Raw genomic sequence first — 13,362 nt, 5'->3', positions numbered from 1 at the left:
TTCAAACTAAATTTCGTCAGGATTAATGCCCATTTCTCTCAACTTAGTCGCTAACTTGTCAGAGCGTTGTTGAGCTAATGTTACTTGTTCCTGAGCTAATGCTGCTTGTTGTTGGGCTAATGCTGCTTGTTGTTGAGCTTTTTGAGCTAACTCTTGACCTGTGGATAGAACCTCGCCATCCAAGGTAGCCCAGCGTAGCCAGATCGCTTCCACCCCTCGATATTTTCCTGGCCAACGAACCAGAGTTAATCCCAAACATTGACTCACCAACCAGCCTTGCTCATTAAAAGGGAGGGATTGGTAAATCCCATTATTGAGGGTAAAGCCAGCAAAATCCTCTGAATCAAAAGGGTCATACCAAAAATATTCACTGACCCGCATTTTATTTTGATAAATCTCCTTTTTAACCGTTTTATCCTGATTAGCGGTACTCTCTGAAAGAAGTTCAATAATAACATCCGGTGCTTTTTCTTCTTCCCAGACAACCCAAGATTTTCGTTCCTTTTTGGAAACACCTGTCACTGCAAAAAAATCTGGCCCCTTAAAGTCTTGGTTTTTAATTTGAGCCTGGCTGAAATAAATAAACATATTACCGCCCACATAGCCGTCTTCCCTACCTTCTAACCAGGAATCCAAGGCTTCAATCAATAAGTCCATTTGTAATTTGTGGCGTTGGGTTTCCATTGGTTCACCATCATCACAGGGGAGTTGATCTTGACCTGGCAATGTTAAGCTTTCAAGTACGGGTAGTGGGGGGGCAAGGCTTAGGGAATTCATCATCAATCAAAAAAGCTACAGATTCAAAAGTTTTGGTTCTTACTTAACATACTCTTCGAGGAAAGCAAGAAAGTCTTTTAAGGCTGCTTGGGTTTGTTCACTAGGTTCGAGGTGATACCGTATTTGGAGAACAGTGAATCGATTTTGGATTCTAGCTCGGCGAGCCGCTCGTTCTCTTTCTCGATCTGCCCTTTCTCTTTTCTCGTTTGCAAAATCATCGCGTTTAATCTCACGTTCTCTTGCTTCAATCTCTCGGTTTCGGCTTCGATTTCCAGCGTTCCACTCAAGGCCGAGATTAACCAGGAGAGCCTCTGTCCCAAAACAGAACACCAGGAAGCTTCATTGGATGATGGTGAGGGGGATTCGGGGGATTGGGGTGGTGTCGAGGTTGCCATAAAATCTCAGGAGGGCCGCAACGGCATAAAGGAAGGTGGTTAGGGAACGGGGCAGAAGGGCGAGAAAGCTTGCCATGGTTTTAGTTTAGCTAGGCTAATCGGGCTGATGCTCGGCATTCTTTTCGATAGACCCGCTAAATTAAACATGGAAAACGTAAGATTTCATCGAGACTTGCTATCAATTTTATTTTTCATAGAATTTTCATAAACGTAATAAACTGGAAATGGGCGGCCACCAAAGAAAAACTTATTCTGTTTATTTTCTACGAGAGAGTTGAGTTCACCTTTGAATGTGAATTCATTTCTGAAGTGATTATTATTGTCCGACCTGTCCGTAGTTATTATGTAATCCATTTGTGACAAGAATTTTTTATAATCACTGTCAGAAGGGGACTGAATATAGCCAAAGAAATTATAAACTTTCCATCCCAAGTCTCGCCCAGCATAGTATAGCTCGTAAGGGATAAGGACTTTGTGGTCTCCCTCGCCAATTACGGCTTCGGCAAACTCAAGAATACGCTCAGGGTTTCTTCCTTCAACCTGGGTGAGTGCGACTATATTTCTGACACCCAAGGAAATAGTGATTGACCAGATTAATAGTGCTACAAGAAATAGTCTTTTGAGCCAATATATTATTATCCTTCGTTGTACGCTAGAATCTTCAACAAACAATAAGGCAATTACTACAATTAAATATGGGATTAAATAGACGAAACGATTTCCGTAAGGGCTGGAAAAGATAATCAATCCAAGTACGAGAAGGGTCACAAAGCTTTTTTGCTTGTATCGGGACGTTAAAATTAAAGCAGTAGTGATTCCTCCCAAAAGGAGAAAAGGACTAAGGGAAAGAGAGGTTAGAAACTGCCTAGGAGCAGACTTAACCTTGTCTGCAAAGTTAGTAACTATTGAATCTGATTTGCTAAAGGCTAAAATTGTTTTAATGCCGGAGACAAGTTCTGATAAAACGGGTAATGAAATTGCGACTAGTCCCAGGGTAAAGCCAGCCAATAGCAAAGTGATGCTGGGATCGAGAGGAAAAATCTCAAAGGCAGTTCGATTTTTGCTTTTTTGACTTAGATAATAAAAATGAACGAATTCTGTAGCAATGAGTGGAGTTAAGAATATCGCTGTTGGCCAAGTGAACAACATGGCAGATATGCACAATCCTGTAATGAAGAAAGGAGGCTTTGTGATGCTTGAACTGGATTCGAGTGAATTTGTTTGATGTCTGATTAACCAACAGGTAAGAAAACATAAGCCTATCGCCCAACAATCAACGCGGGCACCTCGATAGCTCGAGACAAAGATGGGATCTAGAAATAAGACTAGACCTAAAACAAAGGCTACCCACTTGGGAGTTTTAAGGGAAAGAAGAAAACCGACGCAAACGGTCGCGGCAAATATTGCGCCAAAACTGGATGCTAACCGGGGGCCAAGGGGTGATCTGAAAATTTGATAAGTAAGATTTTGTAGAAGATTTCCTAGGTAGAGAACAGAAATTAGAGGTCTATTTTCTGAGACCAGCCAAGTAATTGACCAGTCCGTACTTGGGTCAAAAATTGTTCTCCCGTAATCAACAATTTGTACTTCATCCATCCAAACGGTTGGAGATAGTGTCAAAGTTGAAAGGTTAAGAATAAAAATAGTCAACAATGCCAGGAACCAGCATAGCCAAAAGTGGCGACCTAAATTTTTAGGTCTCATGAAATTTTTCACCATAAAATTCATATAATGTTTTGGCAATTGCAAATATTTTTTCAGTTGTCAGTTTAGGATATAGCGGTAATCGCAAAAGGCGATTTGATAAGGAATCGGTATTAGTCATATCACCACTAACCTTTGCATATTTTTCTCCCGCCGGAGAGCTATGGAGCGGTACGTAATGAAAAACAGAGTTAATTCCTTGTTCTTTCAAATAAGCAATTAATTTTGTACGGGTGGGTAAATCCTCCAAAATTACATAATACATGTGCCCGTTTTGGCGGCAGTCGTCGGGAATAATGGGACGATGCAGTTTACCCGCCTTTTCTAATAGACATCTCCAAAAACTGGAAAGCCTAGTCTAGCAAGCAGTGTAGCTAAATCTAGACTCAGTAGACTTCTTGGTACATAGACGAGTTTACAGGGCTTTCAGACCTCCAAATTCAATTCTGGCAAAAAACAATGACTCATCTTTACCTCAATTACCTGCCCTGATTCGCTACATTTTATAATGCTTAATATCAGCGCATTTATCCTTAGTCTCACCAATCCACATACTGTTGAGATTAATGACTTATATCTTCCCTTTCTTAGTCTAAATTTTTCTTGCATCACTTTGAATACTTTGAGCAATCGAATCATATGTTCAACCACTACTCGTCGAGACGATAACCAACTATTTCTTTCTTTTTCTTCTTTGCTTAATTCTCGCCCCTTTGGTTTCTTTTTTGGTGTTGTTAATTGGAATTCTCCCTCGTAGGCTTTATCACCTAGAAAGCCTTGTTCTTGATGGAATTTAGCCAATCTTTGACGTAATATTTGTACATCGCTCTTTGAACCTATTTCTCCTATCACAACATCCACAATCTCCTTGATTTTTGGGCAAATGATTATTTGGCTTTTTGAGGTATGCCTTTTTTGTTTACCTGAGTAGTATGGTTTTTGTGCCTCCTGCCCTAAAGGTCTTTCTACTGGTTGTTCTGTCGCATCCACTATTAGTTCATGTTGGATTAGCTCCTCTTTAACTTTTTCTATTTCTTCTGGCAACTTTTTTAGTTGTTCAAATAGACTTGCTGGTAAATTTTCTCCGAATAGTGACTGCCAATAATTGAATATATTATGGGCAGACGATTCACTTATTTCAAACATTATTCCTAGTAGCTGAAAGGTCGGATAATGCCTTAAGTAAACTAGCATTAAAACTATTTGCTCCTCCTCTGATAATTTCGGTTTATTTCCACCACCTGCTTTAATCAGTGTGGTTTTGCTTTCTTCAAATTCTTTTTTAAGTAATTTGCCATAGGTTATAAGCTCTAATAATTTTGGGTACTCTATTCCTAACAACCTCTTTGTTTCTTGAGGCTGTTTTTGAATATAAGCCCACATATAGATGTATTCAGGCATAGTTACTCCTGTCTAAATTTCTATGATTATAGCATATTTGTCGATTTTATAGTATTATGGAGATGTCTAATGGTTCCAAAAGTTCATGATAATGATTCCAAGCTTGAAGCCGAAGGTTAGTAATTTGTTCCGCTTCTTCGAGTTGGGCATAGAGGAAGGCGGCGATGATTTCTCCTGGTAGATAGCTAGATCCAATATCCACCCAGGTATATTTATCCACTTGACCCCGAAAGAATTGACTCCGATTGGTGCCTTTTTCCCGAATGATTTCGGCTCGTTCAGCGAATTGCTCATCGTTGATCAGTAAAACGCCGCCTTCGCCGGAGATGACGTTTTTAGTTTCGTGGAAACTCAAACAACCTAGATGCCCAATACTGCCTAATGGTTGATCGTGATAGTTGGCCATCATTCCCTGGGCGGCATCTTCAATGAGTAACAGTTGATAGCGATCGCCAATCTCTTTAAGAGTATTCATTTCACAAGCAATGCCGGCGTAATGCACCGGAACGATGGCCTTGGTACGCTCAGTGATGGCGGCTTCAACGAGTTTTTCATCGATATTAAGGGTATCGGGACGAATATCAACGAAAACGGGAACGCCCCCCCGCAACACAAAAGCGTTAGCGGTGGACACGAAGGTGTAGCTGGGCATAATGATTTCGTCGCCGGGTTGAATATTGGCGAGAATAGCCGTTATCTCTAAGGCAGAAGTACAGGAATGGGTCAGCAGGGCTTTGTGACAACCACTATAGTTTTCAAACCATTGATGGCATTTTTTGGTAAAGCCACCATCTCCGGCTAGTTGTCCAGCATGGTGAGCCTGGCTAATGAGCCAGAGTTCTTTGCCGGTCATATAGGGGTAGTTAAAGGGAATTTTATTAGCCGGTGTCATAGGTAGGAAGTTTTAAGTTCTTGGTAAAAATCGCAAAATCATAAATAATTAGAAAGTATTTTATTTTTGGGCAATGACAAGTAAAGAGCCACCAAAAGGTAGCGATATATTATTGTTTATAATACGATATTCAATTTTCATTATTTTTTCAAGGATAGAGTTGAGCTTCTTATCTATGGTTAACTCAGCAAAAACGTCATATTCTTTTTTTCTTTTTGAGATTTGCAGACGAGACACCATCATTAAAGGAAGAAGTAAACTAACGAATGAAGTCATTCTTAATATTGTAAATCCTGCTTCTTTAACCTTACCTCTTAACTCCTCAGAAGAATAACGACGAACATGACAAGCAAAATCATCTGCTTGACTCCATAACCAAGGATGCTGAGGGACAGTAAGAATTATTCCTCCCCCTTTCACAGTCGATCGATACATTTCTAACAAAACAGTTTGGTCTTCTTCGATATGCTCTAGTACATCAAAAGCACCGATAACATCAAATTCATTGTCGTAAGGTATTTTACGAGCATCCATTTGAAATAATGAGACTTTTTCGGATAAGCGACTTGATGAAAATTCTAAGCCTTGGGTGAAGATTTCACTACCATAGATTTCAAGATCGGGAAATTTAGATTCGATATTAGATAAAACAAACCCAGTCCCACAGCCTATTTCTAGGAATTTTCGTGCTTTAGAAAAATATTTTCTTATCCCCCAATTTATTATTCGGTTGCGAGAGCAAAACCAAAAGTTATTAGCCTCAAGAGGTGCAAGTTTAGCAAAATAACCAACCTCAAACCCACTATTTTCTTCTGATAAAGAAGGAGAAAATGCGAGGTAATTATTCAAAAATTGAGGATGATATGCACACTTTGAGCATAACCAAGAAGAATCGTTAAATACATGACCGCAAGAATTACAACGCTTCATCCTTTTGCTCCTACAATGACCCCGGCAACGATGGCTATTATCCCAAATACCTTAGGGGGGGTTATTGGCTCACGAAAAAATATAGCGGCAGAGAGCATGATTAACACAAAGGTAAGGCTAATAAATGGGTAGGCATAGCTAAGGGTGAATTTTGTCATAGCGGCCATCCATGTCAAGGAGGCTAGAAATGCGCTAAACAATCCACTTAGAATCCATGGGTTGAGTAGTAATCGTAGAATAAATACCACCTTTTCGGAAGGTTCAATGGGCAAAGTGCCAGCAGAATTGACTTGCCATTTAATTACAATTTGGCCATATACTGTGAAAAATATAGTGAGAAAAATATAAATGTGGTTCATAAAGTTATTCTTTTTCAATGTTATTTAACTCAGCAAGAAAATCTTGTTCTAGTTTTAGGAGTTCTTTTGATCTATTTTTGATTTTTTTTGCAGGATTGCCAACATAAATTGACCACTCTTGCGTAGATTTTGTTACGACCGCACCAGCACCAACAGCGGTTCCCTCTGCTAGATGAACACCGGGAAAAATAACACTTGAAGTTCCAACAATACAGTGTTTGCCAATATAGACCATTTTTTTTGTTTCCTTTTTATATTTGTCTGGAACAGTAGGATTAGTTAAGCTATGGCCACTATAATCATCACTCTGGCTGAACACATGGCAACCATAAGCCAACCCCGAAAAATCATCAAGAACTATTCCTTCAGATCCACCTGCAAGATTGGAAAAGACTGCTAGATGGACAAAAGAACCAATCTTTATTTTTCCAGATATCACAGAAAAATCGTCAATTCTAGAATAATCCCCGATCTCAATTTTTTCTGGCTCGTAGATAGATACTTTATCACTTATTTTTACATTTATACCAAGTTTTTTGAAGGGAATTTTTAATAATTCACTTGCGGATAGAAAAGCCATTGTGTTAATCCTTTCTTAAGATAGAAGTAGGTGTATGAATTGAATTAGTAAAAGAGTGGTGATAGTCTCTAAATGTTGAATTTCTAACTAGATAGAGAGGTCTTTTTTTTGTTTCATCAAAGGTTTTCCCTAGATAAATCCCTAAAATACCTAAAATGGAGATGATAATTCCTCCCAAAAAGTAAAGGGAAATAATTAAACTGTTCCAACCTGTGACCGGAGAACCATAAATAAGTGCTCTTAGTAAGATAACAACACCATAGGCAAACGCAAAAGTTGAAAGTAGGAAACCTAAACGAATACAGATTCGGAGTGGTTTATCAGAATAAGCAATAATTGTTTCACTGGCCAACTTCCAGAGTTTACTAAACGTATAGGTACTTTGTCCAGCAAAACGTTCCTCGTGGCTGACATTCACGCTAGCGGTGGTAAAGCCCATCCAATCAACAATGCCGCCAAAAAAACGTAATTGTTCACGCATTAAACGAAAATTTTCTGCTACTCTTCTAGAAATGATCCGAAAATTTCCTACTTCACTATCATATTCAAGCTCAGTAAAATAGTTAAAAACCTTATAAAATAGTGAGGATTTTAACTGTTTCAAAAGCGGATCTTTGCGTTTACCTCTTCTTGCCAGAACCACATCATAACCCTCTTGTGCCTTCTCATACAATCTAGGAATTTCTTCTGGGCGATCCTGTAGATCGCAGTCCATCACCACAACCCAGTCACCGTCACAATGATCTAAGCCCGCCGTAATGCCATAGTGTTGCCCAAAGTTGCGACTAAATTGGATTCCCTTGACCCTAGGATCAGATTTAGCTAACTCACAAATAATTTCCCAAGAGCGATCGCCTCCACAATCCTCGACTAGGATAATCTCAAAGTCAGAATTAATGATCTCTAAGGAAGCTCTTAGGCGATCATAAAGCACTTGGAGGCAGTCCTCTGCTTTATAGACAGGGATAACTATGGAAATATGAGCCATAAAATTTCATCAAATAAAACAATCAACTAAAATGGCTTTGGGATGCCCAACGTTTTGTCGTTTTGGCTTAACAATACGCAAAATCTAGAAATTTTTAAAATTCGAGAGCTATCCCACCATGATTTCCAGTAAAATGCCATCTAAACCTCGTCTAATTTGAAACTCATGGTTTTTGTCTCTTCCAAGGCGCTCCCCCTAAATCTCCCTTAAAAAGGGGGACTTATCCCTTGAAAGTATTTCAAAAAACTACAGTTCCCAAAATGGACGCGGTTTAAATGCCATTAATTAACTCTCTGACTCCATTTCTTTCGTTCCAACTCTGGTAAGGCTTAACAAACGGCGATCGCCGTTGACATTGTTTTGCAAAACGGGCTAATTCTCTAGGGTAAAAGAGGTGTTCAATGACATCCGATGAAACCGCTATATCAAAATAGTTCAAGAGTTCGGGGGGGGAGAGTAAAGGCTTTGTTGTAGAAAACGACAATTAGGAAAGTTTTTAGTGGCTATTTCAACCCCAGAAGTTGACTCTTCTATTCCTATTACTTCAAAACCTTGATTGCAAATTAAGTTAGTTAAGCTGCCATTACCACAACCTAAGTCAAGTACTTTTAAGGCTTGTCCTGATTGACTAAGAGGAGGGGGGAACATAGACAAAAGAACAGGGGCATAAAAGCTATGGGAATGGACCGCTTGGGAACTTTGCCACTGGTATTCGTAGTTTTGAGAGGTCATTCTTTCAGATAAATAAGGTAATTAGGATTCTCGCTTTAAGGAAGAAGGCTGTCAATAGCTTTAGCTGGAAGATTGGTAATAATCTTGATACCAAGTAACAAATTTTTCTAAGCCGACTTCAATGGGGGTGCTTGGCTCAAAGCCTGTGGCAAGGGTTAAATTTTCAATATCGGCATAGGTTATGGGAACATCGCCCGGCTGCATCGGTAAAAACTCTTTTTGAGACTGTTTGCCCAAGTATTTTTCTAGCAGTTCAATAAAGTATAGAAGTTCAACAGGACGATGATTTCCTAAGTTGTAAAGTTGATAAGGTGGTGAATGATCGGAGGAGGGGGGATTTTGAATAACACGAACTATTCCTTCAATGATGTCATCAATATAAGTAAAATCTCGTTGCATTTTGCCATAGTTAAAAATTTGAATAGGCTGACCTGACAGGATTTTCTTTGTGAAGCTAAAGTAGGCCATATCAGGGCGACCCCAGGGCCCATAAACCGTAAAAAAGCGGAGTCCAGTGGTAGGAATTTGATAAAGATGGCTGTAGGTATAGGCCATTAATTCATTAGCCCGCTTCGTTGCCGCATAGAGAGAAAGCGGTTGACTAACATCATCCTCTGTGGAAAACGGGATTTTTGTGTTTGCCCCATAGACAGAACTAGAGGATGCAAAGATGAGATGTTTAATTGGCTGCTGACGGCATCCCTCTAATAAGTTAACAAAGCCTGTAAGATTGCTATCTACATAGGCATGAGGATTTTCGAGAGAATATCTGACTCCTGCTTGAGCCGCGAGGTTAATCACATAGTCAAATTGATGGGTTGTAAAAAGCTCTGATAACGCTTGGCGATCGCCTAAGTCTATTGTCCAAAAAGTAAAATTATTAAACTCTTTTATTTGAGCTAAACGATTTTTCTTTAGCCTTACATCATAATAATCATTCAAATTGTCAATCCCGAAAATTTTATTATTTCCAGTATTAATTAGTCGCTTAGCTAAATGATAACCAATAAAACCTGCAACGCCTGTAATTAGTATTTTCACAAGGTTATGATTTAAACTGCTGATTAATAATTTCTTTATAAATCGAGATCATTTTTAGGGCGATTTGATCCCAAGAATAATTTTGTTGGACAAATGCTTTACCTCGTTTACCCATTTCTTTTCCTTGCTGAGAGTTATCTAAAAATTGCTGTATTTTTTGAGCAATAGCATTTGAGTTTAGCTCACTAACATAACCAATGTCATTTTCCTGTACAGTTTGGCTCAATGCAACTCCTTGCGTTACCAGAACAGGTAAGCCAGCAGCCATGGACTCTAGTACTACGACACCAAAACTTTCCAGATGGGAAGTCAGAAGAAATAGATCAGATTCTTGTAGAAGTAGATTTTTCTCTGTTCCTTCAATGAAACCGACCCTTTTAGTTACATGGCTTAGTCCAAATTGATTAATTTTATAGTCAATTTTTTCTTCATATTCAGGATTACCACTGCCAGCAATAATAAAAATAAATGAATATTTATCTATTAATGTACTCAATGCCTTAATCAAGAAATCTAATCCTTTTACAGGGTGTAATCGAGACATAAATAACAAAATTGGTTGATTTTCCGAAATATTAAGTTTATCTCTAAATGTTCTAGTTTCTCTTGTTGTCGTTATTGGGAAATTTAAGCCAAATGGCAAGATAAAACTTGGTGAGGTTAATTTGATAGCTAAACTTTCTTTTTTTTCTTTATCAGAAGCGTAGTGAACGCACGAACTGCTGTTTAGATTTTGCTTTTCTATTAAATTGAGATATAGCCGCTTTTTAATGCTTCTCTGTTCCAATGCCCATTCAGATAGAAGTCCATGGCAAGTAACAACATAAGGAATTTTAAAGATACGAGCAATTATCATCGAAGCTGTAGGCGTAAACGAAAATATAGCATGAATATGTAACAAATCATAGTCTTTAATGTTTTCCCATAACCATTTTGTTAGGGAAAATGATAATGTATATTCCCTAATTGCTCTAATTGGTGACACGATTCTAGGAAAGAATCTGACATCAATGCCTTGGTATGTGCTTTTTTGAAATAATGGGACATCAAGAGACTGTGAACAGTTGTCGTTAGTGCAAATAATCTCAACATCAAGACCATTCGACTGTAAGGCTTTAACAAGCTCGATTGTTACTTGGCTTGGACCTCCTCTTAAGAAACCTAATGAAGGGATAATATGAAGTACTTTCATCGTTTTTAGAACTTGAATTTAATTATTAATAGCCCTATTTTTTTCCATGCATTGAGACAGTATTAGGTACTGAAGAAGAGCATATAAATAAAAATTGAGATTTGCCAATAAAAAAGCTTCTGATATGCTTCCTATCATCATTGATATTAGCCCCGCCGAAATGGAACTACAATAAACATAATAATTAGGATTTTTCTTCGCTATCTTATCTAAAGAGATTATTTTTTGAATAACTAACCAGCCAAAAATCAACATGGGAATTAATCCGCTAAGACCCAATCCTGAGGCCACTCCAAGCCATGAATTTTCACCAAATCTCATGCGATCGCCTGTCAAAGGTGATCCGAATAATGGGTTTGCTATAAACATATTTAATTGTGACTGCCAAACTAATTCTCTTGTATTCTGGAATGCAGAAATTTTTGTCATAGTGGGATCCTCTGCTTGAATATTGAAATCTGTGAAAGATAAAATAAAATAAATTGTTACAAGTCCAAATACTGTTGGAATAAAAATTGAACCCATTCTATATCGAAAGAAAAATAGAATGCCGACAAAAGTCATAATCATAGAAGTACGAGAGGCTGTCTTATAAAGACCCAAAAACAGAATTGATAATATCAATATCCAGAAAACTCTTTTCCACAAAACAGGATAATCATAATAAATTAAGCAAATAATACTAGGGATTGTCATTGCAATAAGCAAGCCGCAGGCTTGTGGATTTGCAGTTGTTCCATGGAACCAACCCATGACAAAAGTAATCGCTGCCAGATTCACTCTAGCTTGATACAAGTTAGCAATCGAAAAAATCACTCCCACCATGGCGATCGCCCAGAAGCCTAATCGTAAACTCCGTTCATCCTGAATCCAAACAGCGGGGCCACGAAGGTGCATAATCACAACGCTACTAAAAATAGCAAAGACGAGACTGCCTGCAATAATATCTCCACCGTCTAGAGTTTTGATCAAAATAACTGATTGAACAATCCAAAGATAAATAATCGGTTCTGGTGTTGATAGCTTCCCTTTTGGATTAGGAGAATTCAAAGCAATGATTAATAGTAGAACCAGAAGGGCGATCGCTAGAGGTCGGCCATTGGCACGGAGTTGCTCTAAAGGAAAGGCCAAAGAGGGCGCAATTAAACCAAATTCAGTGTTTTCATATTTGGCGAGAGAGGAGATAAAACCAAAGCAAGAAAGTAAAAACCACCTGATTCGGTCTTGAACGATATTTCTATTCAATCATTTTTCTCCCACCGTTGTTAGTAATTTTGTCCAGCGTTTTGCCCACTCTGAGGCCGAATAGGGAGCGGCTAACTGTTGTCCCCGTTTTCCCCATTCAGACATTTTATCATACCGATGGTGAATTTCTATCATTGCTTGGCATAAGCTTTGGACATGATTCGCTGGAATAACCAATCCATTATAGCCAGAACGAATAACTTCTACCGATGAGCCACAAACCTGAGTACAAATAATGGGTAAACCAGCAGCAGCAGCTTCAACCAGTGCTAATGGCCAAGGATCAAAACGACTAGGTAATAAAAAAGCACCGGCATTGAGCCAAATATCTTTCATTTCGCTAGGTTGGACAAAACCTCTGTTTTCAATACCTGGCTGACCTTGCAGATATGATTCTAATTCACCTTTACCGCAACAAATTAAATTCCAAGGGTCTTGAACTTCTTGGCGATACTGTTGATATGCTTCTACTAAAATATCTATTGCTTTATCGTGGCTATACCGTCCTGCGAACAGGAATGAGCGTGGCCAGGATGACTGGTTTCTTGCTGCTAAAAGAGGAGAAAAAGTTTGATAATCTATGCCATATAAACCCAGGGAAATATTTTTTAAGGGTATTCCTAAACGCCGAGCATATTGCCAACTTCGTTCTCCAGTAACAACTACATGAGCCATTCTCTGTAAATAAGGGCGCAGCAGCCAACGAGTTAAATATTGTTTCCAATTGCCCCACCAAGGAGTATCCATACCCATGATGAATTTTATATGGCGCAATTGAGATGAGAAAGCCAATTGACGATAGGGTGAATGAAACCACCCACATAGAACTACTACATCAGGATTTTGTTGATTGACTAATTGCTCCATTAATTCTGTTTGATTTCTCTCTTGTAAATCTAAAAGATGGTGGGGAATATCTTGCATTAACTCATCAGCAAAAGCAGTTTGAGTCCGAGCTTGAAAAGCAATTATAAAGACTTCTATTTCAGGTATAGCTTGCAATGCTCGCCAACAAGCTGTCATATAACCAGAAATATCAGACCAGCAGAAAACAATTTTGGTCATTAATACTACTTTAATAAAGTTTATTTCTTCTTCAAAAGAGTTATTTTTAGTATTAGTATCA

Annotated in this window: 13 protein-coding genes and 1 pseudogene; all 14 read right to left on the bottom strand. The window is 38.5% G+C overall.

Translation table 11 applies throughout. The annotated features are described in order from the left end of the window. Positions 1-6: 6 nt before the first annotated feature. The 14 genes and pseudogenes from KA717_37540 to KA717_37475 all read right to left on the bottom strand — a co-directional run bounded on the left by KA717_37540 (position 7) and on the right by KA717_37475 (position 13,301). Entirely contained in the window at positions 7-780 is a 774-nt protein-coding gene (locus tag KA717_37540) for a Uma2 family endonuclease (GenBank protein UXE61052.1), read from the bottom strand. Positions 781-816: 36 nt separating this feature from the next. Continuing rightward, a pseudogene (locus tag KA717_37535) lies at positions 817-1,248 on the bottom strand (hypothetical protein). Positions 1,249-1,334: 86 nt separating this feature from the next. After that, positions 1,335-2,900, bottom strand: a complete 1,566-nt coding sequence (locus KA717_37530; protein ID UXE61051.1) for a hypothetical protein — start codon at positions 2,898-2,900, stop codon at positions 1,335-1,337. After that, positions 2,866-3,126 (bottom strand): DegT/DnrJ/EryC1/StrS family aminotransferase, encoded by a 261-nt coding sequence (locus tag KA717_37525; GenBank protein ID UXE61050.1) that lies wholly within the window; start codon positions 3,124-3,126, stop codon positions 2,866-2,868. Before KA717_37525 ends, KA717_37530 begins: the two co-directional genes overlap by 35 nt. A 176-nt stretch (positions 3,127-3,302) precedes the next feature. After that, positions 3,303-4,259 carry a transposase gene (locus KA717_37520; protein ID UXE61049.1) on the bottom strand — a complete coding sequence of 319 codons (957 nt, stop codon included), beginning with the start codon at positions 4,257-4,259 and terminating at the stop codon, positions 3,303-3,305. A gap of 64 nt (positions 4,260-4,323) precedes the next feature. Then, a complete protein-coding gene (rffA, locus tag KA717_37515) occupies positions 4,324-5,169 on the bottom strand; it encodes a dTDP-4-amino-4,6-dideoxygalactose transaminase (GenBank protein ID UXE61048.1) in 846 nt (281 codons plus the stop codon). Between the two features lie 60 nt (positions 5,170-5,229). Then, positions 5,230-6,018: a class I SAM-dependent methyltransferase gene (locus KA717_37510; protein ID UXE61047.1), complete on the bottom strand. Its 789-nt coding sequence runs from the start codon at positions 6,016-6,018 to the stop codon at positions 5,230-5,232. A gap of 77 nt (positions 6,019-6,095) precedes the next feature. Beyond that, positions 6,096-6,458, bottom strand: coding sequence for an EamA family transporter (locus KA717_37505; protein ID UXE61046.1), 363 nt, complete (start codon positions 6,456-6,458; stop codon positions 6,096-6,098). 4 nt (positions 6,459-6,462) lie between these two features. Continuing rightward, complete coding sequence (locus tag KA717_37500) at positions 6,463-7,038, bottom strand: acyltransferase (protein ID UXE61045.1); 576 nt, start codon at positions 7,036-7,038, stop codon at positions 6,463-6,465. 4 nt (positions 7,039-7,042) lie between these two features. Further along, positions 7,043-8,026, bottom strand: a complete 984-nt coding sequence (locus tag KA717_37495; GenBank protein ID UXE61044.1) for a glycosyltransferase family 2 protein — start codon at positions 8,024-8,026, stop codon at positions 7,043-7,045. Between the two features lie 792 nt (positions 8,027-8,818). Continuing rightward, positions 8,819-9,799, bottom strand: a complete 981-nt coding sequence (locus KA717_37490; protein ID UXE61043.1) for an NAD-dependent epimerase — start codon at positions 9,797-9,799, stop codon at positions 8,819-8,821. A gap of 4 nt (positions 9,800-9,803) precedes the next feature. Next, positions 9,804-10,991, bottom strand: coding sequence for a glycosyltransferase (locus tag KA717_37485; GenBank protein ID UXE61042.1), 1,188 nt, complete (start codon positions 10,989-10,991; stop codon positions 9,804-9,806). A gap of 18 nt (positions 10,992-11,009) precedes the next feature. Further along, complete coding sequence (locus KA717_37480) at positions 11,010-12,236, bottom strand: O-antigen ligase family protein (protein UXE61041.1); 1,227 nt, start codon at positions 12,234-12,236, stop codon at positions 11,010-11,012. Next, on the bottom strand, positions 12,237-13,301 hold the full coding sequence (locus tag KA717_37475; protein UXE61040.1) for a glycosyltransferase family 4 protein: 1,065 nt from the start codon (positions 13,299-13,301) through the stop codon (positions 12,237-12,239). Positions 13,302-13,362: the final 61 nt, after the last annotated feature.

The sequence above is a fragment of the Woronichinia naegeliana WA131 genome, assembly GCA_025370055.1.
Taxonomy (GTDB): Bacteria; Cyanobacteriota; Cyanobacteriia; order Cyanobacteriales; family Microcystaceae; genus Woronichinia; species Woronichinia naegeliana.
The sequence above is the reverse complement of the archived record's forward strand: the minus strand, read 5'-3'. Positions and strand labels throughout refer to the sequence as shown.

What these genes read in the sequence shown, in the direction of transcription:
- rffA (UXE61048.1), bottom strand. Translation starts at nt 5,169, where the DNA reads ATGACACCGGCTAATAAAATTCCCTTTAACTACCCCTATATGACCGGC.
- KA717_37495 (UXE61044.1), bottom strand. Translation starts at nt 8,026, where the DNA reads ATGGCTCATATTTCCATAGTTATCCCTGTCTATAAAGCAGAGGACTGC.
- KA717_37520 (UXE61049.1), bottom strand. Translation starts at nt 4,259, where the DNA reads ATGTGGGCTTATATTCAAAAACAGCCTCAAGAAACAAAGAGGTTGTTA.
- KA717_37540 (UXE61052.1), bottom strand. Translation starts at nt 780, where the DNA reads ATGATGAATTCCCTAAGCCTTGCCCCCCCACTACCCGTACTTGAAAGC.
- KA717_37485 (UXE61042.1), bottom strand. Translation starts at nt 10,991, where the DNA reads ATGAAAGTACTTCATATTATCCCTTCATTAGGTTTCTTAAGAGGAGGT.
- KA717_37500 (UXE61045.1), bottom strand. Translation starts at nt 7,038, where the DNA reads ATGGCTTTTCTATCCGCAAGTGAATTATTAAAAATTCCCTTCAAAAAA.
- KA717_37505 (UXE61046.1), bottom strand. Translation starts at nt 6,458, where the DNA reads ATGAACCACATTTATATTTTTCTCACTATATTTTTCACAGTATATGGC.
- KA717_37530 (UXE61051.1), bottom strand. Translation starts at nt 2,900, where the DNA reads ATGAATTTTATGGTGAAAAATTTCATGAGACCTAAAAATTTAGGTCGC.
- KA717_37475 (UXE61040.1), bottom strand. Translation starts at nt 13,301, where the DNA reads ATGACCAAAATTGTTTTCTGCTGGTCTGATATTTCTGGTTATATGACA.